The organism is Calderihabitans maritimus (genome assembly GCF_002207765.1).
GTDB classification, from domain to species: domain Bacteria; phylum Bacillota; class KKC1; order Calderihabitantales; family Calderihabitantaceae; genus Calderihabitans; species Calderihabitans maritimus.
Window position 1 is genome coordinate 1 of record NZ_BDGJ01000060.1, and the last position, 21,157, is coordinate 21,157.

Annotated in this window: 18 protein-coding genes and 1 riboswitch; all 18 genes read right to left on the bottom strand. The window is 50.1% G+C overall.

From position 1 onward, the window contains the following. Positions 1 to 151: 151 nt before the first annotated feature. The 18 genes from purD to KKC1_RS06040 all read right to left on the bottom strand — a co-directional run bounded on the left by purD (position 152) and on the right by KKC1_RS06040 (position 21,148). Complete coding sequence (gene purD / locus KKC1_RS05955; protein WP_088553576.1) at positions 152 to 1,423, bottom strand: phosphoribosylamine--glycine ligase; 1,272 nt, start codon at positions 1,421 to 1,423, stop codon at positions 152 to 154. Positions 1,424 to 1,439: 16 nt separating this feature from the next. Beyond that, positions 1,440 to 2,981: a bifunctional phosphoribosylaminoimidazolecarboxamide formyltransferase/IMP cyclohydrolase gene (gene purH / locus KKC1_RS05960; RefSeq protein WP_088553577.1), complete on the bottom strand. Its 1,542-nt coding sequence runs from the start codon at positions 2,979 to 2,981 to the stop codon at positions 1,440 to 1,442. 22 nt (positions 2,982 to 3,003) lie between these two features. Next, positions 3,004 to 3,642 (bottom strand): phosphoribosylglycinamide formyltransferase, encoded by a 639-nt coding sequence (purN, locus tag KKC1_RS05965; RefSeq protein WP_192868110.1) that lies wholly within the window; start codon positions 3,640 to 3,642, stop codon positions 3,004 to 3,006. Positions 3,643 to 3,666: 24 nt separating this feature from the next. Then, on the bottom strand, positions 3,667 to 4,689 hold the full coding sequence (gene purM / locus KKC1_RS05970) for a phosphoribosylformylglycinamidine cyclo-ligase (RefSeq protein WP_192868114.1): 1,023 nt from the start codon (positions 4,687 to 4,689) through the stop codon (positions 3,667 to 3,669). Between the two features lie 19 nt (positions 4,690 to 4,708). After that, positions 4,709 to 6,133, bottom strand: coding sequence for an amidophosphoribosyltransferase (purF, locus tag KKC1_RS05975; RefSeq protein WP_088553579.1), 1,425 nt, complete (start codon positions 6,131 to 6,133; stop codon positions 4,709 to 4,711). Continuing rightward, the gene (purL, locus tag KKC1_RS05980; protein ID WP_088553580.1) at positions 6,118 to 8,328 is read right to left on the bottom strand and encodes a phosphoribosylformylglycinamidine synthase subunit PurL; all 2,211 of its coding nucleotides are present in this window, start codon (positions 8,326 to 8,328) and stop codon (positions 6,118 to 6,120) included. Before purL ends, purF begins: the two co-directional genes overlap by 16 nt. Further along, positions 8,318 to 9,028, bottom strand: coding sequence for a phosphoribosylformylglycinamidine synthase subunit PurQ (gene purQ / locus KKC1_RS05985; RefSeq protein WP_088553581.1), 711 nt, complete (start codon positions 9,026 to 9,028; stop codon positions 8,318 to 8,320). The genes purL and purQ overlap by 11 nt, the downstream gene beginning before the upstream one ends. Before the next feature lie 2 nt (positions 9,029 to 9,030). Continuing rightward, positions 9,031 to 9,279: a phosphoribosylformylglycinamidine synthase subunit PurS gene (purS, locus tag KKC1_RS05990; protein ID WP_088553582.1), complete on the bottom strand. Its 249-nt coding sequence runs from the start codon at positions 9,277 to 9,279 to the stop codon at positions 9,031 to 9,033. Beyond that, a complete protein-coding gene (purC, locus tag KKC1_RS05995) occupies positions 9,280 to 9,993 on the bottom strand; it encodes a phosphoribosylaminoimidazolesuccinocarboxamide synthase (RefSeq protein WP_088553583.1) in 714 nt (237 codons plus the stop codon). Positions 9,994 to 10,005: 12 nt separating this feature from the next. Beyond that, positions 10,006 to 11,301, bottom strand: a complete 1,296-nt coding sequence (gene purB, locus KKC1_RS06000) for an adenylosuccinate lyase (RefSeq protein ID WP_088553584.1) — start codon at positions 11,299 to 11,301, stop codon at positions 10,006 to 10,008. 123 nt (positions 11,302 to 11,424) lie between these two features. Next, positions 11,425 to 11,946 (bottom strand): 5-(carboxyamino)imidazole ribonucleotide mutase, encoded by a 522-nt coding sequence (gene purE, locus KKC1_RS06005; protein WP_088553585.1) that lies wholly within the window; start codon positions 11,944 to 11,946, stop codon positions 11,425 to 11,427. Between the two features lie 23 nt (positions 11,947 to 11,969). Beyond that, complete coding sequence (locus tag KKC1_RS06010) at positions 11,970 to 13,271, bottom strand: NCS2 family permease (protein WP_088553586.1); 1,302 nt, start codon at positions 13,269 to 13,271, stop codon at positions 11,970 to 11,972. A gap of 241 nt (positions 13,272 to 13,512) precedes the next feature. Next, positions 13,513 to 13,615: riboswitch (purine riboswitch) on the bottom strand. 99 nt (positions 13,616 to 13,714) lie between these two features. Next, on the bottom strand, positions 13,715 to 14,800 hold the full coding sequence (locus KKC1_RS06015) for a D-alanine--D-alanine ligase family protein (RefSeq protein WP_088553587.1): 1,086 nt from the start codon (positions 14,798 to 14,800) through the stop codon (positions 13,715 to 13,717). Between the two features lie 169 nt (positions 14,801 to 14,969). Beyond that, positions 14,970 to 16,514 (bottom strand): glutamine-hydrolyzing GMP synthase, encoded by a 1,545-nt coding sequence (gene guaA, locus KKC1_RS06020; protein WP_088553588.1) that lies wholly within the window; start codon positions 16,512 to 16,514, stop codon positions 14,970 to 14,972. A 4-nt stretch (positions 16,515 to 16,518) separates the two neighbouring features. After that, entirely contained in the window at positions 16,519 to 17,064 is a 546-nt protein-coding gene (hpt, locus tag KKC1_RS06025) for a hypoxanthine phosphoribosyltransferase (RefSeq protein WP_088553589.1), read from the bottom strand. A 109-nt stretch (positions 17,065 to 17,173) separates the two neighbouring features. Further along, positions 17,174 to 19,159, bottom strand: a complete 1,986-nt coding sequence (locus KKC1_RS06030; protein ID WP_088553590.1) for a transglutaminase TgpA family protein — start codon at positions 19,157 to 19,159, stop codon at positions 17,174 to 17,176. Then, entirely contained in the window at positions 19,146 to 20,216 is a 1,071-nt protein-coding gene (locus tag KKC1_RS06035; RefSeq protein WP_238134220.1) for a DUF58 domain-containing protein, read from the bottom strand. The genes KKC1_RS06030 and KKC1_RS06035 overlap by 14 nt, the downstream gene beginning before the upstream one ends. Beyond that, positions 20,216 to 21,148 carry an AAA family ATPase gene (locus tag KKC1_RS06040; RefSeq protein ID WP_088553592.1) on the bottom strand — a complete coding sequence of 311 codons (933 nt, stop codon included), beginning with the start codon at positions 21,146 to 21,148 and terminating at the stop codon, positions 20,216 to 20,218. The genes KKC1_RS06035 and KKC1_RS06040 overlap by 1 nt, the downstream gene beginning before the upstream one ends. Positions 21,149 to 21,157: the final 9 nt, after the last annotated feature.

Below are 21,157 nucleotides of genomic sequence, written 5' to 3' on the forward strand. Positions count from 1 at the left end.
TGGCACGCCTGTATTCCGTCCCTTGAAATGCCTGTCGTTACTGGAATCTTGTTTTTAAACTGTCAAAGATGAGTTGAATGGTTACCTGGCCGGCGAGGGAAAAGTTAAAGGGTCCCTCATTGAACTGAGGAACCCTTGTTGAGGTCTGGTATTAACCAAGCCTGTCCAGTGCTTTCTTTCCGATATCCCGGCGATAATGCATTCCCTCAAAATAGATTTTTTCCACCGCCTGGTAAGCCCGGGCAATAGCCTGCTCAATAGTATCTCCCCGGGAGGTCACTCCTAGTACTCTTCCCCCGTTAGTTACTACCTGCCCGTCTTTCAAGGCCGTTCCCGCGTGGAATACATAAGTATGTTCCGGAATGTCCTTCAGACCCTGGATAGGTTTTCCTTTTTCGTATTTACCGGGATAACCTCCGGAAGCCAGTACCACACAAACGGCGGCTTCTTCCCTCCAGGATATTTCCTGTTCGGCCAGGCGTCCGGCGAGTACTGCTTCCACAATATCAATTAAGTCAGTTTCTAAACGCATCAGTACCGGCTGGGCCTCCGGGTCACCGAAGCGGCAGTTGAACTCCAGCACTTTGGGCCCTTCTTCCGTCACCATTAACCCGGCATAAATAACGCCCCGGTAAGGCCTTCCTTCTTCCTTCAAGCCTCGTATAACCGGCTTAAGAATCTTTTCCATCACCTGCCGGTGTACTTCAGGCGTGTACACCGGAGCTGGGGAATAGGCTCCCATACCACCGGTGTTGGGACCTTGGTCAGCGTCAAACACCGGTTTGTGGTCCTGGGCAGAAACCATGGGAACTACCGTCTCCCCATCGGTAAAGGCCAGTATGCTTACCTCTTCCCCTTCCAGGTATTCCTCGATGACCACCTTGTTACCGGCCCTGCCAAATACCTTTTCTTCCATAATAAGGTTGATGGCTTCCAGAGCCTCATCTTTCTGCCGGGCCACTATGACCCCTTTACCCGCCGCCAGGCCATCGGCCTTGACCACACAAGGAGCCCCATATTGTTCTATATAACGCTTGGCTTCTTGCGGATCAGTAAAAGAAGCATAACGGGCGGTCGGAATATGGTACTTAGTCATGATTTCCTTGGCCAGCAGTTTACTTCCTTCAATTGCTGCTGCCGCCTTACGGGGCCCAAAAATTTTCAAGCCCTCTTTCTGAAAGTCGTCCACAATTCCTGCCACCAGAGGCGCTTCTGGTCCCACCAGGGTCAGATCTATTTTTTCCTTGCGGGCAAACTCCAGTAAACTTTCTATATCTTCCGCCTTAATGTCCACACAGGTGGCCAGCTCTGCAATACCAGCATTGCCGGGAGTACAAAAAATACGGCTGACCTTCGGGCTTTGGGCCACTTTCCAGACCAGAGCATGCTCCCGGCCTCCTCCACCGACTACCAGTACCTTCATGCTCTCACCGCCATTCTTAATGTTTGAAATGTCTCATTCCCGTGAAGACCATAGCTATGCCGTGCTTGTTGGCGGCCCGAATGGATTCCTCATCCCGCAGGGAACCTCCCGGCTGGATAATAGCGGTTATACCCGCCCTGGCCGCCTGCTCCACGGTATCGGCAAAGGGGAAGAAGGCATCGGAGGCCAGAACTGCTCCCCGGACCTGATCCCCGGCCTGCTCTAAAGCTATCCGAGCCGCGCCGACCCGGTTCATCTGCCCGGCACCTACCCCTAAAGTAACTCCACCCTTGGCCACCACGATGGCATTGGATTTGACGTGTTTAACCACCTTCCAAGCAAAAAGCAGGTCCTCGACTTGCTCCCGGGTAGGTTTCTTTTCCGTGACCACCTTTAAATCATTTTCAGTGACCTTACCCCGGTCAAGTTCCTGCACCAGGAAACCTCCGTTCACCTTTTTAACCTCATAATCCTGGTTGGTGGGAGACATATCACCGGTTGCCAGTACCCGCAGGCTTTCTTTTTCTCCCAATATTTCCAGTGCCTCGTCCGTATATCCTGGAGCGATCACCGCTTCCAAAAAAGTTTTTACCATCTCCCGGGCCGTGGCCGCGTCAACCTGCCGGTTGAAGCCTACTATACCTCCGAAGGCCGATACCGGATCGGCATTAAAGGCCCTGCAGTAGGCATCGGCTAAGTTGTCCGCCACCGCCACACCGCACGGGTTGGTATGCTTGATGACCACTGCCGCCGGTCGGTTAAATTCCCGTACCAGTTCGAAAGCTGCATTGATGTCGGCAATATTGTTGAAAGAAAGTTCTTTACCCTGTAGCTGCCGGGCAGTCGATACACAAGCCCCCTCTACCCCTTCTTCCCGGTAAAAAGCCGCCTGCTGGTGAGGGTTCTCTCCGTACCGTAGATTCATGGCCCGGATTCCGGACAGGATGAATACAGGGGGGAATTTATCCTCTTTCTTGGCGGCAATCTTACTCAAATATTCCGTAATTAACCGGTCGTATTCAGCCGTATGGGCAAAAGCTTCCACCGCCAGTTGGAGTCTGGTTTCCCGGGTAACCTTTCCCTGTTCCTGCAATTCTCTCAAAACTTCCGGATAGCGACCCGGGTTGACCACGATAACCACGTGTTCAAAATTCTTGGCCGCAGCGCGAACCATGGTCGGCCCGCCGATATCAATATTCTCGATGGCTTCCTGCAGAGTTACTCCCGCTTTTTGAATGGTGGCCCGGAAGGGATATAAATTGACTGCCACAATGTCTATAGGTACAATGTCGTTGGCTGCCAGCTCCTGAAGGTGTTCCGCCGTCCGCCGAGCCAAAATGCCTCCATGGACTTTAGGATGCAGGGTCTTAACCCGCCCGTCCAAAATTTCCGGAAATCCGGTAACCTCGCTTATGTAAGTTACCTCGACCCCGGCTTCCCTCAATTTTTTTGCCGTGCCGCCGGTGGAAACCACTTCATAACCCAACTCCTTCAAACCCCGGGCAAACTCCACCACTCCGGTCTTGTCAGAAACGCTGATCAAAGCCCTCTTCTGCACCGATTATCCTCCTTTCAACTTATTACGCGGTATCATTCCTCTCGTTACTCAGTCCGCTGATATAAACCTTTCTCCCCCGTACCTTTACTCTTCCCTCAGCAATCCATTGCAAAACGCGGGGATAAAGCCGGTGTTCCCGTTCCAGGATTCTTTCGGCCAGAGTTTCCGCCGTATCATCCTGGTATACGGGAACTACCTCCTGGTCGATAATGGGACCGGTATCCATGTTTTCATCCACAAAATGAACCGTACATCCGGAATAACGTACCCCGTACTCCCAGGCCTGCTTTTGAGCCTCCAGCCCCGGAAAAGCCGGCAGTAAAGAAGGGTGAATGTTGACAATGCGATTGGGAAAGTGTTCTATAAACCGGGGAGTTAGTAGCCGCATAAAACCGGCCAGCACTACCAGTTCCACTTCGTATCTCTTTAAGACCTTCACCAATGCCAGGTCGTATTCTTCTTTGCCGGTATATTCTTTCGGGTCCACATAAATGGCCGGAATATTATGATTTTTGGCTCTCTCCAATGCCTTTGCTCCTGCCCGGTTGCTGATTACGACTTCAATGCTGGCATCTAATTCATTTCGTTCAATGGCATCAATGATGGCCTGCAGATTGGAACCTCTCCCTGAAGCCAAAACTCCTAATTTCAATAACCCCACCCTACCACCTCCCCTCTGCTAATCTTATATAAATCTTACCTGTGGATTTCCTTCTCGAATTTCGCCTATAAGATAAGCCGTTTCCTTCCTGTCCGCAAGGTATTGCAGAATTTCCTGCACCTGCCCCGGCGGTACCACCAGCACCATACCGATACCCATATTGAAGGTACGCCACATCTCGCTCTCTTCTATATTCCCTTTTTCCTGGATAAATTTAAATATTTCCGGGACCGGCCAAGCGGAAACCTCTAGGACGGCTTCCGTTCCTTCCGGCAAAATGCGCGGAATGTTTTCCACCATCCCTCCCCCGGTTATATGGGCCATCCCCTTTATATCAAACCGGGACAAGAGTTCCAGTACCGGTTTGACATAAATGCGGGTGGGAGTTAACATTTCCTCCCCCAGTGTCTTACCCAGCCGGGGTACGAAATCATCTACGCTAAGCCCTGCCGCTTCCAGAAGTACCCGCCGGGCCAGGGAAAAACCGTTGCTGTGCAAACCCGAAGATGCCAGGCCGATTAACCGGTCCCCGGGTTTAATACGGGAGCCGTCTATAATTTTATCCCGGTCTACCACCCCCACGGCAAACCCGGCCACGTCGTATTCTTCCTCTCCGTAAAATCCTGGCATTTCTGCCGTCTCCCCGCCGATCAGCGCACACCCGGCCTGTTCACACCCTGCGGCTATGCCCTTCACTATCTCCGCCACTCTTTCCGGCTTCAATTTGCCGACCGCCAGGTAATCCAGGAAAAAGAGAGGCTCGGCTCCCAATACCAAAACATCATTGACGCACATGGCCACAGCATCGATACCAATAGTATCATGCTTGTCCATCAACATAGCTATCCGCAGCTTGGTGCCTACCCCGTCAGTTCCAGATACCAGAACCGGCTGCCGATAGCGAGAAATATCCAGAGAAAACAGGCCCCCGAATCCTCCTATATCAGCCAGCACCTCCGGCCGCCTCGTGCGAGCCAGGTGTTCCTTGATAAGAGCAACGGCCCGGTTACCGGCATCTATATCTACTCCGGCCTCCCGGTAAGTCATTCTTTTGGGTTCATCCACTTCAGCCTTCCCCCTCCAGAATATATTTCCCTCTATCATCAAAACGAGGAATTCCGGCCGGGTAGTTACCGCTAAAGCAGGCTACACAGAAATCCTCCGCCGGTTTTTCCATAGCTTCCAGCATGCCCTCTAGACTCAAGTAATGCAGGCTATCCGCTCCAATATACCGGGTTATCTCCTCCAGGTCATGCTGGGCGGCAATGAGCTCAGACCGGGCTGAAGTATCGATGCCGTAATAACAGGGATAGAGAATAGGCGCGGAACTTACCATCATGTGGACCTCTTTAACTCCTGCCTTCCGCAGCATCTCTACAATTTTTTTGCTGGTGGTTCCCCTGACGATAGAATCGTCCACCAAAATAACTCTCTTGCCTTCCAGGACCTGCCGGATAGGATTCAGTTTCAAACGCACGCCCAAATCCCGTAATTCCTGGGTAGGTTGGATAAAGGTGCGCCCTACATACCGGTTCTTCATCAGCCCTTCTTGAAAGGGAATCCCGGACGCTTCGGCATAACCCATAGCCGCTGCGGTCCCGGAATCAGGAACAGATATTACTATATCCGCATCTACTTTTTTCTCCCGAGCCAGCTGTCTTCCCAAAGCCCGCCGCGCCGCATTGACATTTTGACCGTCAATGCAACTGTCGGGACGGGCCAGGTAGATAAATTCGAATATACACAAGGCCTGATGGGGAGCGGCCATAGTCTGAATAGACCTCAAGCCGTTTTCGTCGACAATCACAATTTCTCCGGGATTAACATCCCGTAGGAAACGGGCGCCTATGGTATCCAGAGCGCAACTTTCGGAAGCAATAACGTACGCGTCGTCAAGCTGGCCGATGCACAGGGGACGGTTGCCGTAAGGATCCCGAACCCCCAGCAGCTTGTTTTCCGTCATAACCACCAGAGAATAGGTACCCTTCATATCTATCATGCACTTCATAATAGCCTCTTCAATGGGGTTCTGCCCGTAGTGAGCGATAAGGTTGACAATTATTTCACTGTCGGTGGTCGACTGAAAAACCGAGCCGGTAGAAGCCAGTGTCTGCCGCAATTGATTGGCGTTGACCAGATTACCGTTATGGGCCAGAGCCACCATGCCCTGTAGATAACGAAAGGCAAGCGGCTGGGCATTGACAGGCAGGCTGGAGCCGGTAGTAGAATATCGTACATGCCCGATAGCTATATGTCCCCGGAGCTTGGCCAGTATATCTTCATTGAAGACTTCGGCAACCAGTCCCATATTTTTATGCAGGCTGAAGTTTTTTCCGTCGGAGACCGCTATACCGGCACTTTCCTGCCCGCGATGTTGCAAAGCATAAATACCGAAATAAGTCAATTCAGCCACGTTCATTCCGGGACCGTAGATACCAAATACTCCACATTCATCCCTCGGTTTATCCCAGTATGTCAGCCCATGCGGCATCTTATCTCCTCCCGCCAGGCCTCTTCCATCTCCCGCACCGGCAGGTCAATCAGCCGCTCTGCTGTTCCCTGCCGGTTTATGGATATAATAAGTTTGTCACCACTTACCCGCCCGAGAACGGCAAACGGCACGCCTTCCTGTCCCGCCAGCTCTTTAACCGCCGGAACGTCAGCCTCGGTAGCGGTTAAAATTATTCGGGACTGAGATTCGCTGAAAAGGACTTCATGAGGTTTCAGGGAACTTTCTATCTCTATTTCCGCTCCGGTACCACCGCTGATGCAGCATTCCGCCAGGGCCACCGCCAGCCCTCCCTCGGAACAATCGTGAGCCGACTTAACCAGTCCTCTTCTTATAGCCTCTAGGCAGCAATGTTGGACTGCCTTTTCCCGATTCAGGTCCAATTGCGGCGGTCTTCCTGCTTCTACGCCGTGCATTACCTCCAGGTATTCGCTTCCGCCCAGTTCAGGGAGGGTCTCACCCAGGAGCAGGATAATATCTCCTTCTTCCCGGAAAGCCTGAGTACAGTGAAATCTTATGTCTTCCAGCAGTCCGACCATACCTACCACAGGGGTCGGGTAGACGGCCACACCGTCAGTTTCATTATAGAAGCTTACGTTACCGCTAACTACCGGTGTTTCCAGCACCCGGCAGGCTTCACTCATCCCGAGAACCGCCTGGTAAAACTGCCAGAAAATTTCCGGTTTCTCGGGATTGCCGAAATTCAGGCAGTCAGTTACCGCCAGAGGCCTGGCTCCCGAACATACCAGATTGCGGGCCGCCTCAGCCACAGCAATCGCGCCGCCCAAGTAGGGGTCCAGATAACAGTACCTTCCGTTGCAATCGGTGGTTAAAGCCAAACCCTTGGAGGTACCCTTGATACGGATGACCGCCGCGTCGGAACCGGGCGGTACCACAGTATTGGTCCTGACCATATGATCATACTGGCGGTATACCCATTCCTTGCTGGCTATGTTAGGAGAACGCAACAGGCTCAATAGTGCCCGGTTATAGTCCTCCGGCTCCGGCAGCCGGCCCGGGTCATACTCCTGAACTTCCCGCAGGTAAGCCGGGACTTTTTGGGCAGGATTATAAACAGGACATTGCTCCGTCAAGGCCTTGGCCGGTATTTCGGCCACTACTTCTTCCCCGTCCTTAATCCGCAGTATACCGTCATCGGTAACCCGGCCCACCACTACCGCTTCCAGGCCCCATCGGGCGAAGACTTCTTTTACCTTTTCTTCGCTGCCTTTTTTGGGTATGACCAGCATGCGCTCCTGGGATTCGGAAAGCATTACCTCGTAAGGAGTCATACCTTCTTCCCGCCGCGGCACCAGGGAAACGTCTATTTCCATGCCTGTATTACCGCGGGTGGCCATCTCGCAGGAAGAGCTTGTCAAACCAGCAGCCCCCATATCCTGCATTCCCACCACGTGGCCACCCCGAATTAACTCCAGGCATGCTTCCAGCAACAGTTTTTCCATAAACGGGTCTCCTACCTGAACCGCCGGGCGGCGTTCTTCCGATTCTTCACTTAATTCTTCAGAGGCAAAAGTAGCCCCGTGAATTCCGTCCCTACCCGTTCTGGCCCCTACTACCATAACCGAGTTACCCACACCGGAAGCTATCCCCCGGGCTATATCCTTGTGATCAATCAGTCCGACACACATGGCATTAACCAGAGGATTACCGGTGTAACCTTTGCTGAAATAGACTTCTCCGCCTACCGTAGGAATTCCCACGCAGTTTCCGTAAAAGGCAATGCCACTCACTACCCCGTTGAACAGGTACTTGACCCGTTCGTCTTCCAGCTTCCCAAAGCGCAGGGAATTGAGAAGGGCAACTGGCCGCGCGCCCATGGTAAACACGTCCCGAATGATTCCGCCCACCCCGGTGGCAGCCCCTTGAAAGGGCTCGATGGCTGATGGGTGATTGTGACTTTCAATCTTAAAGACCACTGCCTGCCCATCGCCAATATCCACTATACCGGCATTTTCTCCCGGACCCTGCAGGACATGAGGCCCTTCAGTTGGAAACAACCGGAGTACCGGTTTGGAGTTCTTGTAACTACAATGTTCCGACCACATCACGGCAAACATGCCCAGTTCTACATAATTAGGTTCCCTTCCCAGGATTTCTTTAATCCTTTCGTACTCGCTATCACTCAATCCCATTTCCCGCCAAACCTTACCGTCCAAGCTTACCACCTCGTTCCCACCACTCCAGTATGGAGGCAAAAATCAGGCTTCCGTCGGTTCCCCCCAGTATTTCCTCGGCACAGCGTTCCGGGTGAGGCATCATTCCTAAAATATTGCGGTCTTTGTTACAAATACCGGCAATATTGTTTACCGAACCATTGGGGTTAGCTTCAGGGGTTATCTCCCCTTCCGGAGTACAGTAACGGAACACTACCTGACCGTTTTCCTCTAGTTCTCGCAGCGTTTCCTCATCGGCGTAAAAGTTCCCCTCCCCATGGGCAATGGGTATACGGATTACCTGCTTTTCCTGCAACAGGTTGGTAAAAGGAGTCCTGTTGTTTTCCACCCGCAGGTAAGTGTAATGGCAATGAAACTGGAGGTCATCGTTGATTTTCATTGCTCCAGGCAGCAAACCCGCTTCCAGCAAGATCTGAAAACCGTTGCAAATTCCTAGGACCAAACCTCCCCGATCGGCAAACTCCTCCACCGCTTTCATAATGGGAGAAAAACGGGCAATTGCCCCGGTACGGAGGTAATCGCCGTAGGAAAAACCTCCGGGGAGGATAATGCAATCATAGCCCTCCACCGATGTTTCCTGATGCCAGATGTAGTCCGTCGGCTGTTTCATTACTTCTTCCAGCACATACTTTACGTCAGCATCACAATTGGAACCGGGGAATACCACTACCCCAAATTTCATGGCTATACCTCCGTTACCTCAAATGTGTAGTCTTCAATAACCGGATTGGCCAACAATCGCCGACACATTTCATCCAGTTGCCGAGCGGCTTCTTCTCGACTACTGCTATCCAGTTTTACCTCCATGAACTTGCCGATACGAACCTCAGCCACATTGGAATAGCCCAAGGCATGAAGAGAACGCTGGACTGTACTCCCCTGGGGATCTAAAACACCCTTCTTCAAAGTAACATAAATCTTTCCGTAAAACATTTACCGGCCTCCCTTTAAACGGTTTAAAATTTCCCGGTAAGCTTCCTCGACACCGCCTAAATCTCGCCGAAACCGGTCCTTATCCAGTTTCTCCCGGCTCTCAGCATCCCAAAAACGACAGGTATCCGGGGAAATTTCATCCCCCAGGAGCACCTCCCCTTGGTGAATACCGAACTCCAGTTTAAAATCCACCAGAATAATTCCCTTTTCCTTAAAATATCCGGTCAGTAATTCGTTTATTTCCCAGGCTCTCTTCTTGATAATATCCATCTGCTCCGAAGTGGCCAGTTCCAGGGTTGCGATATGGTATTCGTTTATCATGGGATCATGGAGTTCATCGCATTTATAGTAGAACTCCAGAACGGGTCTCTGCAGGGGAGTTCCTTCCTCCAGGCCCAACCTTTTGGAAAGGCTGCCGGCTGCCACGTTGCGGGCTACTACCTCTACCGGAATAATCTCCAATCTCTTCACAATCATCTCCCGCTCGCCCGCTAGTTCTACAAAATGAGTTGGTATTCCTTTTTCTTCCAACCACGCAAAAAGAATAGCTGAAATTTGATTGTTGTAATACCCTTTGCCGGAAATGACACCTTTTTTCAACCCGTCAAAAGCAGTGGCCTCGTCCTTATATTCAATCCAGACCAGATTCTCGTCATCAGTTTGATAGATCCTCTTGGCCTTGCCTTCGTAAAGAAAATCTCTCTTCTGAACCATTCTGCCCACCTCCTAGTCGATTCCGGCCCGCCGGAAAATGTAATCAACATGTCGCAGGTGATATTGGTAGTCGAAAAGTTGCTCTATTTCCTCTTCAGTGAGTCTGCTCATAATATCTTTATCTTTTAGTACCAGCTCCTTAAAGGGGATTTTCGTCTTCCACGCATGTAGAGCATTGCGCTGCACCCATTCATAAGCAGTTTCCCGTAGAACTCCTTTATCTACCAGGGCCAGCAACACCCGCTGGGAAAAGATCAACCCCAGCGTCTTTTCTATGTTCCGTTCCATATTCTCTGGATAAACAATGAGACCGCGCATAATTTCAATGAACTTAGTCAACATATAATAGACCAGGATAGTGCTGTCGGGAATGATAACCCGTTCTACAGAAGAATGAGTGATATCCCGCTCATGCCACAGCGCTACGTTTTCCAAGGCTGCCATGGCATTGCCCCGAACTACCCGCGCCAGTCCCGCCACTCTTTCCGCAGTTATGGGATTGCGCTTGTGGGGCATGGCCGAAGAGCCCTTCTGTCCCTTGGCAAATCCCTCTTCTGCCTCCAGGATTTCAGTTCGCTGCAGGTTCCGTATCTCAGTAGCAAATTTATCCAGAGAACTGGCAATTACCGCCAGTGTAGTCATGTAGTAAGCATGGCGATCTCTTTGAATAACCTGCGTGGAAACGCGGGCCGGTACCAAATTAAGCTTGCGGCATACGTACTCTTCCACCCGCGGGTCAACATTGGCAAAAGTCCCTACCGCTCCCGATATCTTACCTACTCTGATGTCTTCCCGTGCCCGCCGCATGCGCTCAATATTCCGCTCCGTTTCTGTAACCCAGAGGGCCATCTTCAAACCGAAGGTAACAGGTTCCGCATGGACGCCGTGGGTACGCCCCATCATCAAGGTAAATTTGTGTTCTTTCGCTTTTTCCACCAGAACCTGACGCAGTTCGTCAAGCTTTTCCAGGATAAGGTCGGCAGCCTCCCGCATCTGTAAAGAAAGGGCGGTATCCAGCACGTCGGAAGAAGTTAAGCCCATATGGATATACTTAGAGGCCTCTCCCACCCTTTCTGCCACGGCGGTCAGAAAAGCGATAACATCATGGCGGGTAACCGCCTCGATTTCCTCAATGCGTTTTAAATCAAACCCGGCTTTTTCCTTGATCTCACGAAGGGCCTGCTCGGGAATCATCCCTAGCTCTGCCATAGCTTCACAGGCGGCAATTTCTACCTCCAGCATCTTTTGAAAGCGGTATTCCGGCTCCCATATTTTCCCTATAGCCGGAAGAGTGTAACGCTCTATCATATCACAACTACCTCCTTCACCCAGTGCAAACGGCGGGATCACCCCAGCTATAGCTCATGGCATCAAGGAATAAATAACCCGGGTGCTAAAAAACACACTTTCCCACCCAGGTTTTCATCTCTCTTACTTCATCTCCTCTAAATAATTCTCCAGGCCTATTTTTTCCAGTCTATTTGCTTTAGCTTCTACAGCCATGGCCATATTCCTTTTGAAAGCATGAATTTTTTCCCGTAGTTCCGGATATTTCACGCCGAGTATCTCTACCGCCAGAATTCCCGCATTCTTAGCCCCGTTTATGGCTACAGTAGCTACCGGAACACCCTTAGGCATTTGCACAATAGAGTACAGAGAATCTACTCCCCCCAGGGAACCGGTTTTTATAGGTACGCCGATAACAGGTAAAACAGTCCACGCAGCCACCACTCCGGGTAGGTGGGCCGCTCCTCCGGCACCGGCGATAATCACCTCCAGCCCCCGTTCTTCAGCTTTCTGGGCATATTCCGCTACTTTATGCGGTACCCTGTGGGCGGAAGCAATTATTATTTCGTATCCTACACCAAACTCTTCCAGTAGTTCTGCCGCTTCTTTTATTACCGGCAGGTCGGAATCGCTGCCCACAATAATGCCTACCTGAAGCCGGCCCATCTATATCCCTCCATTCAGTTAAGTTAGCCAACAAAAAAGCGTATTACAAATAGAACGGTAAGTACCCACATGGTTAAACTGACTTCCTGCCAGCGACCGGCAAGAAATCTAAGGATAGTGTAAGCCAGAACACCAAATACAATACCCTCAGCAATACTGAAGGTAAAAGGCATCATAACAATGGCCAAAAAGGCAGGAATGGCTTCTAAATAATTGGTAAAGTCAATTTTCATAACCGGTTCCATCATGAAAATACCAACAATGATCAAAATGGGCGCGGTAGCCTGTCCGGGTATAATTCCTACCAGCGGTGAGAAAAAGAGGGCTACCAGAAACAGGAGGGCGGTAATTACTGCCGTCAGCCCGGTCCGGCCTCCTTCGGCCACCCCGGAAGCGCTTTCGATGTAGGTGGTAACCGTACTGGTACCCATAACCGACCCCACAACCGTGCCCAGCGAATCGGCCAGCAGGGCCCGGCTGGCCCTGGGTAAGTGTCCTCTTTCGTCCAGCATTCCCGCCTTGCTGGAAACTCCAACCAAAGTACCAATGGTGTCAAACAGGTCCACAAAAGTAAAGGCAAAAATGATAGGGATGATACCGTAGTCCAACACTTCTTTAAATCCGAGCCGGAAAGCTCCAAAGGTCTCTGCGACACTGGGAGGCATACTCACCAACCGGAAGTTTTCTATATTAGTAATCCCCATAGGAATCCCGATCAGAGTAGTAATTATAATTCCCAACAGCAGAGCACCCTTAACCCTTTTAACCACCAATAGACCGGTTACTACAAATCCAATCGCCGCCAGGAGAACTTTAGGATCCGAAAAATCCCCTAAAGCCACCAGGGTATTTTCATTAGGAACTATAAAGCCGGCGTTTTTAAATCCTATGAGGGCGATAAACAATCCAATACCGGCGCTGACTGCCAGCTTCAAAGACATAGGAATGGCGTTGACAATGGCCTCCCGGGCCCTGGTCAGAGTGAGAAGTAAAAAAATCAGACCGGAAATAAAAACTGCGGCCAGGGCAGCCTGCCAGCTCAGTCCGGCTCCCAACACTACACTGTAAGTAAAGTAAGCATTTAAACCCATTCCCGGTGCCAGGGCGAAAGGATAGTTAGCCAGCAATCCCATTAGCAGAGTGGCAAAGGCAGCTGAAACGCAGGTAGCCACTAGCACCGCCCCGAAAGGCATACCGGCATCGCTCAAGATGGCCGGGTTCACGAAAATAATGTAGGCCATGGTCATAAAAGTGGTAATCCCGGCCAATACTTCGGTACGTAAGGTTGTCTGGTTTTCTGAGAGTTTAAAAACTTTTTCCAGCATAGTAATCCACCTCCAGCAGTTTTTTACCGGCACCCGTAATGCTTTATCTTCAGTGACGTTTCTACTTTTCTATTTTTAATTTTCACCCCCTAAAAATAAACCCAGACGGGTAGATACTGCCATTTAGCAGAAACCTACCCGTCTGGGCTTTTATCCCTCCGGTGTAATACCTGGGAATCCCAGATATCTGTACCACTCGGTCCGAACGCCCCGGCTTTTCACTAAAAACCGGAACTGGAACCCTAGGTACACTTTCCGCTGTAGCCAGGGTAATTTACGGTTACCCGGTAGAGACTTGTGAGCCATATTCCCACAATTATACAGCAGGACGTGTACTGAACTGTATTATTAACTTTTTATTGGAATTCTTATGTTCATAATCTAATTAAATATTATCAATATAAAAATATCCTGTCAACGCAAAATAGATATTTGACGACAAATTATGCAACTTCCTGGCGATAAGCATTGAGCTTCCCTAAGCATTTGACGATTATATCCTCCAGTTTTGGTCCGGGAGTCAAACCATGCCGAATCATAGCTTCGTAAACAATAAGATTAATAAGTTCTATGAAAGTTAGGCCAGTTTCCCTGGCCATCAAAAAAAGGGAAGCACTGGTGCTCAAAGAGGGAGTCCCGTTAACATCGATTACGTAAAGTTGACCGTCGTGATTTGCCTTAATGTCCAGCCGCAACACATCGGCAGCCCCAATTGCCTCAAAAGTTCTACGGGCCAGTTCTGCCAATCGAAAGAAGCGAAGATCGTGACAGGTGATTAGTTCCAGGTCTTCGCCTGCCTTCAATCCTTTTCTCTTGGCATGAGATGTTCTAATTCCCGTATCTAATGAGAAAGCAATGGGCGGTAATACGGTTTTGGAAATATTCCCCAGAATACCAACGGTATATTCCTGTCCCTCCAGGTACTTCTCCACTATTATTTCCGTATAGTTTAACTCCTCCGCCAGGGTGGCAATACGGCGTTCCAATTGCCTGCGATTTCTGACTACGGAATTTTCATCGATCCCCAAACTGTTTCCACCGGCGACCGGTTTTATAAATAACGGATAGTCTATGAGTTGTTCCACCATAGCTATTTGTGGCTGGAGAGGGGTACTGAAAGTTATCCTGCTGTTAGGAGGAACCGGTATCCCATGCTGGTTCAGAATTTCATAAGTTAAAGCCTTATTTCGACATACTTCCATTTTATCAGCCGGAGAGTGGGTAGAAGGAATACCCCGGGATTCCAAAAAAGTGCGTATCAGCGCGCATCCCGTGCCGTTATACAATGTTTCCGGACTGTCGAGAAGACCTTCTGCGATAACGAAAGCCAGGTCAATCGGCGGAATATGACCAAGAAACTTGTCCATCTGCTCAAAGTTGCGCGCGTTTAACGGAAATACCTGATTACCTCCTTCCCGCAGGGCCATGGAAATAGCAGAAACAGTTTTGCTGGAAACACATTCGCTCCATATACCTTTTTTCTCGGAAGTTGGTACTCGGTTGAAGACGAACAAAATATTATGGCTCATATACCGGATTTTCCTCTCAGCATCCTATGCACTCCTTTTTGCTTTAAATTTTAAGACAGCCAAAATAATTTTAATTAAAATGCTTTGGATTGACAATATAGATTTTTTGTCTAAGTACATCAAAATTTTTAATTTAAGTTATAGGGCCCTCTTCCCGTGTCCATATCCCTTACTCCCACTCAATAGTCGCCGGAGGTTTGGAAGTAATATCGTAAACCACCCGGTTTACGCCAGGTACTTCGTTGACGATACGGTTAGAAATTCGTTCCAAAGTTTCGTAGGGCAAGCGGGCCCAGTCGGCAGTCATGGCATCGTCGCTGGTAACCGCCCGGACCACTATGGGATAGGCATAGGTTCGGCCGTCCCCCATCACACCCACACTCTTCATGGATGGCAGTACCGCAAAAGACTGCCAGATATCCCGGTACAAACCGGCTTTCTTAATTTCCTCCCGGACAATGGCATCGGCCTTACGCACAATTTCCAATTTCTCGCGGGTGACCTCTCCCAGGATGCGTACCGCCAATCCGGGTCCGGGGAAAGGCTGCCTCCATACTATTTCATCCGGAAGACCCAGCTCCGTTCCCAACTGGCGAACTTCATCCTTAAAAAGTAACCTCAGCGGCTCTATCAGCTTTAACTCCATATCTTCCGGCAGCCCTCCCACGTTGTGATGACTTTTGATCAGGGCTGCCGTCTGGGTACCGCTCTCAATAACATCGGAATAAAGAGTACCCTGTACTAAATATTCAATCTCACCCAGCTTGCGCGCTTCTTCTTCAAAAACCCGGATAAATTCCTCTCCGATAATTTTTCTCTTTCTTTCCGGATCCGTTACTCCCCGCAGCCGGTTAAGAAACCGTTCTTCCGCATCCACATATATCAAATTCATATTGAACCTTTCGCTAAATGTCCGTTGTACCTGTTCCGCCTCTCCCTGGCGCAAAAGTCCATGATTTACAAAAACACAAACCAACTGATCTCCGATCGCCCGGTGTACCAGGACGGCCGCTACGGAAGAATCTACTCCACCGCTGAGGGCACACAGTACCCTTTTATCTCCCACCTCGCGGCGAATTACCTCCACCTGTTTTTCTATAAAGGAGGTCATTGTCCACCCGCCCGAACAGCCGCATACCTCAAAAAGAAAATTCTTTAACATCTCCTGGCCCAACGGAGTATGTCGTACTTCTGGATGGAACTGTACCCCGTAAAGTTTTCGTTTTGGGTCGGCCATAGCTGCAACCGGAGTGTGGCCGGTCCGGGCCAAAATTTCAAACCCGGGAGGCGGGCTGGTAATATAATCCCCGTGGCTCATCCATACCTGCATGGGGGAAGGTAATCCTTTGAACAAAGCATTTTCTTTCAGCACCATTAATTCCGCCTTGCCATACTCGTGAGCTGCTGCTCTATCTACCTTTCCTCCCAACTGGTGGGCCATCAATTGCATTCCATAACATATGCCCAGGATGGGAATGCCGGCATCAAACAGGCGGTGGTCGCAACGGGGGGCTTCAGTACCGTAAACACTACAGGGGCCACCGGAGAAAATAATTCCTTTTGGTTTTTTGGCCAGAATCTCTTCCAACGGCGTGTTATAAGGCAACATCTCGCAAAATACGTTGGCTTCTCTGATACGCCTGGCAATCAACTGATTGTACTGTCCCCCGAAGTCCAAAACCACCACTAGTTCTTGATTTTTTGGCGCCGTCATATACTCACTCCTCTCTCCCATAGGCTTCCGGTTTTAGAACTGCTATGTACGGAAGGTGACGGTACTGCTCCGCATAGTCCAAACCATATCCGACCACGAACTTATCCGGTATCTCAAACCCGTTGTAATCCGGAGATACTTCCACCTGGCGGCGGCTGGGTTTATCCAGCAGCGTGCATACTCTTACACTGGCCGGATGACGGGACTTAAGGTTTTCCAAAAGGTAACGCAGGGTAAGTCCCGTATCCACGATATCCTCCACAATCAGCACGTTCTTTCCTTCTACGCTAACCTCCAGATCTTTCAAAATCCGCACTGCTCCCGACGATTCCGTAGATTGCCCGTAACTGGACACGGCCATAAAATCAACGGTTATGGGTATATCGATTTCCCTAACCAGGTCGGCCATAAACATAATGGCTCCTTTCAGAATACCCACTACCAACAAATCTTTTCCCCTGTAATCTTCCGAAATCTTCTTGCCCAATTCTTTCACTTTGGCTGCAATCTGCACCCGATCCAACAGAATTTCTTGTACATCCCTCTCCAATTTTTAAACCTCCTCCGTTCTTCTCCGCCTACAAGTATTCTTCCAGACTGTGGCGATAATATTCTTAAGTCTCTGGCATATTTCGCCGGTAATTGACAAAACCCTCCCGCTATTTGATCTTTTGTTTAAGGCAGGCTAACATTTTCTCTGCTCCTGCCGCCTGCTCTTCGCTCACTTCTTCGTCGCTATAGCGGGCAAAGACAAAAGCATCAGTCAACCGGCCAATCTCTTCCAAACCGCCGCCTTCTAGGTAACCTGTTACTTCACGAGCATATTCCCAAGGTGTCTGAGACGACCGGCGGCTATACCCTTTTTGAGCCAACAAGCGCAATAACTCCTGGTACATTTGAAAGACTTTTCCCCTGGGAGATACCTTCCCTTTTTTCTCCGGAATAACTTTTGCCCTTTTTCTCTTCAATTGCCGCCACCGGTACCGGAAAACCCTCCCCAATGCGATAATGAGGTATCCGGCCAGCAGAACACCTAAACTCTTTTTGCCTCTTTCCTTAACTTCCGTCCAGGAAAACAGTGAAGCGTCCTTGTTTCCGGCAAACAATGTATATCCCGGAGTAGGCTCAAAGGGAATCCAGCCAATTCCGGCAAAATAAATTTCCACCCAGGTATGGGCATTAGCGGTGGTGACCCGGTATTCACCTTGGTACAAAACCCCGGGAGTAAATCCCTTGACCCAGCGCGCAGGGATTCCCACCGCCCGGCTAAGGACTGCCAGGGCAGAAGCAAAATGTACGCAGTAACCCCTCTTCAGTTCAAATAGAAAGTGGTCTACGAAGTCTTCTCCTTCAGGTGGAGCCGGAACCCGGGTTGAATAACCAAAATTATTCTTCAAATAGGCTACAATCGCCTGCACCCGGTCATAAGGATTATCTAAACCGGCCGTTATCTGCCGGGCCAGTTCGATAACTCGCTCTGGGATTCCCGGTGGCAGTTGTAGGTATTTCTGTTCAACTTCCGGAGGGTAGTTTTCCCCGCTCTCCCGTAATTTTTCCGGCTCAACCTGCGGCAGGTAAGAAATTACTTCATAGCTGTCCCCAGGACGAAGAGTGGCATGTAAAACGCGGGCTTCATCTATGTGATATGGCCGGGCAAATTTAACCTCCGAGGGTACGAAAGCGGCAAAAAGAACTTGTTGGGGTCTTCCCTCCCACCTGATTTGCTGTACCAATCTTTCTCCTTTGGGAAAAAGGTCGGGTGCCAGCCCTTCCTGTTCCCGTGTAGAAAGCCAACCGGAACCGGTGTAAAAATCTTTAACTTCTCCCCTCCAGTAGGAAGCCCGGGAACTCCTCACCCGCATAACAGGGCGGTCTCCAAAATTCACCGGTCCGCCCAACCGGGAGTCCTCCCAGGGAAAATCAATCTCCCGAGAGCTGGTATTCTGAACGAGGACAAATATGGTTCCGGTATTTTCTTCCCCCAAGGCCCCGGCAGCCCATAAAGAGCCGGCCAGAGAAGTCATTATCACTAAACTTAAAGGAACAGCGGCCAGTGACAGCCAAGTGATTCCCTTGACCGGCATATATTCTCTCCATAAAACGACACTGCACAGCAGTAAACTGGTTACGACAAAATAAATGCTGTACACCAGGGATATCTCAAAGAATACCGTTTCTAACCCGAGAATGATCATACCCCCGTAAAACAGCGGCTGGGGTCTTCTTTTCTCCAGGACGTAATAGCTAATTAAATAACCGGTCAGCCATACCATTAAGAATATCAGGGAAGCCCCCGGCGCGGAATCAAAGGCAGACAAATCTTGAGAAACCACTTTTTGCATAAATCCGGATAAATCCTGGTAATACTGCTGCCACCAGGCAAAGGAATTGCCGCCGGTACGGTAATACAACCAGTATACCTGGGTTAACACGGCTACTACCGCTGCCGGTAACTGAGGAAGAAAAAAGTAAGCTCTTAATTTAATCCAGGAAACTATAATACTAATTAAAAAGATAAAATAGGTAGCTCCTGCAAGTTCATCCCAATGTAATACCCGGAAGGTAGCAGCTATGAAGGTCCTTCCCATACCATAAAGAAGCAAAAAGGTCGTCAGGTCAAAGATATACCTCTCATAACGCCGCATAGTTTCTGCCTCCTAAAATCCGGGTAGGGTCATTTACCACCTGTACCGCGGCCACCCGCCGCCGGTATTCCGCCAGCTTGTCCTGCCAGCGGGCTAAATCAGGCGTAAAAATAAGCACCTGGCTTCCCTGGATCACACCTGATAAGCGTAAAGAATCCCCGGGGTGTTCCCGGAGTTCCGGTTCAACTATGGCCAGCAATTCCAAAATCCGTTCCAGATTTCCCTGGGCCGGCAGTAGAAGGCGCGAAGGGAGAGCTGAAGTTTTTAAACCTACCGCCCAGCCTTTCCGGCTCGCATGATAAGCTACCGTAGCAGCCGCTGATACCAACTGTTCTATTTCGTAGGAAGAAGAAAAATTCTTTCCCTGCAGGTCTAAAATAATAAATAGTTTCTTTTCTTCGCCCTCCTCCAGAGCTTTAGAAAACCACTGACCGGTCCTGGCGCTTGCTTTCCAGTGTATGCGCTGCCAGCTATCTCCCGGCTGGTAAGGTCTCAGGCAGATGTTTGCCGCCTGAACTTCTCGCCGGCTAAAGCCACTTCCCTCCTGGACCGGCCAATTACAGCAACTGGCAATCCGGGGGTATATTGTTATCTCCGCTATATTCACTAGTTCCTTCTGTCCGGAAAAAAGGTAAAAAGGATCGCTCACCTTCACCTGCAGTAAAGGAATACGGACGGCACCCCGCCGGCGACAACTGAGCTCTATCTCCCGAACGGTTTTTCTCTTCGGTCCTAGAGACAGAACAAAATCCGAACCCTCTTCACAGGCTTCTAAAGAATCGGGCAGGGAAACGTTAACGCCGACCAAGGGAGCCGGCAGGAAAGTTGGATTGGTTACGGTAACTGCCAGCAGGACTCGTTCCCCTACGTTGCTCCGTCCAGGATAAAAACGACAGGAAACCTGCAAATGCCGGACCACCACCGTCACCCACAACCGGAGCAAAATATCCAGACCGAAGCCCACCAGAACTAAAAAAAGGGGAAACCTCCCCACCATAATCCAGGATATGACGTAAAATATAAAGACAACCAATAAGGGCAGGAAACTTTTTACCATCACGGGTTAACCTCCACCGGAACCGGAACCTGCTCCATTATTTCCCGCAAGATTTCGCCTCCCTCTTGATGAAAACCTTCCCGCAATATTAGCCGGTGACCTAAAACGGATAGAAACAGCTCTTTCACATCGTCAGGAGTGACATAGTTCCGTCCCTCTTGAGCCGCGCGGGCCCGTGCGCACTTGAAAAGAAACAGCGTTCCCCGCGGGCTGGCTGCCAGAACTGAAGGGTGCTGGCGCACTTGTTGAACCAGGGTTACTATGTACTGCCCCAGAGACGGGTGGACATAAACTTTTTCCAAAAGCTGCTGGGCCTCCAGGATTTCTTGAGGCGAGGAAACTGGCTCCAGTTTGTTTAACGGGTGGTTTCCCTGCAGTCTTTCCAGCATAGCCATTTCTTCTTCAAAACCCGGATAACCTAGGTTGACCTGCAGGGCAAACCTGTCCAGTTGGCCCTCCGGTAGAGGAAAAACTCCCTCGTAACTTAAAGGATTTTGAGTAGCCAGTACCACAAAAGGCCGCGGCAGGGAATGGGTTATTCCGTCTACCGATATTTCTCCTTCTTCCATGGCCTGCAGAAGCCCTGCCTGGGTTTTCGGCGTGGCCCTGTTAATCTCGTCGGCCAGCAGCACCTGGGTCATAACCGGCCCTGGTTTATACTCGAAATCGCCAGTTTTTTGATTATAAATACTGACCCCCGTTATTTCTGAAGGCATCAAGTCGGGAGTGAATTGGATTCTCCGGTAGGTACAACCCATAGAACGGGCCAGAGCTTTAGCCAGCACCGTCTTGCCGACTCCCGGCCCACCTTCTAACAGGATATGCCCACCGGCCAAGATAGCCGTCAAACAAAGTTTTGCAGCCTCCTCTTTGCCAACCAGTACTTGAGATATATTATCGACAATCCTTGAGCTCAGCGCTCTGATATCCATACGCTTCCT

Coding starts and splice junctions, on each gene's coding strand:
- KKC1_RS06040 (WP_088553592.1), bottom strand. CDS start 21,148: ATGGATATCAGAGCGCTGAGCTCAAGGATTGTCGATAATATATCTCAA.
- purE (WP_088553585.1), bottom strand. CDS start 11,946: ATGGGCCGGCTTCAGGTAGGCATTATTGTGGGCAGCGATTCCGACCTG.
- KKC1_RS06010 (WP_088553586.1), bottom strand. CDS start 13,271: ATGCTGGAAAAAGTTTTTAAACTCTCAGAAAACCAGACAACCTTACGT.
- purM (WP_192868114.1), bottom strand. CDS start 4,689: ATGACTTACCGGGAGGCCGGAGTAGATATAGATGCCGGTAACCGGGCC.
- purB (WP_088553584.1), bottom strand. CDS start 11,301: ATGATAGAGCGTTACACTCTTCCGGCTATAGGGAAAATATGGGAGCCG.
- KKC1_RS06015 (WP_088553587.1), bottom strand. CDS start 14,800: ATGAGCCATAATATTTTGTTCGTCTTCAACCGAGTACCAACTTCCGAG.
- purQ (WP_088553581.1), bottom strand. CDS start 9,028: ATGAAATTTGGGGTAGTGGTATTCCCCGGTTCCAATTGTGATGCTGAC.
- purD (WP_088553576.1), bottom strand. CDS start 1,423: ATGAAGGTACTGGTAGTCGGTGGAGGAGGCCGGGAGCATGCTCTGGTC.
- purF (WP_088553579.1), bottom strand. CDS start 6,133: ATGCCGCATGGGCTGACATACTGGGATAAACCGAGGGATGAATGTGGA.
- guaA (WP_088553588.1), bottom strand. CDS start 16,514: ATGACGGCGCCAAAAAATCAAGAACTAGTGGTGGTTTTGGACTTCGGG.
- KKC1_RS06030 (WP_088553590.1), bottom strand. CDS start 19,159: ATGCGGCGTTATGAGAGGTATATCTTTGACCTGACGACCTTTTTGCTT.
- KKC1_RS06035 (WP_238134220.1), bottom strand. CDS start 20,216: ATGGTAAAAAGTTTCCTGCCCTTATTGGTTGTCTTTATATTTTACGTC.
- purC (WP_088553583.1), bottom strand. CDS start 9,993: ATGGTTCAGAAGAGAGATTTTCTTTACGAAGGCAAGGCCAAGAGGATC.
- purS (WP_088553582.1), bottom strand. CDS start 9,279: ATGTTTTACGGAAAGATTTATGTTACTTTGAAGAAGGGTGTTTTAGAT.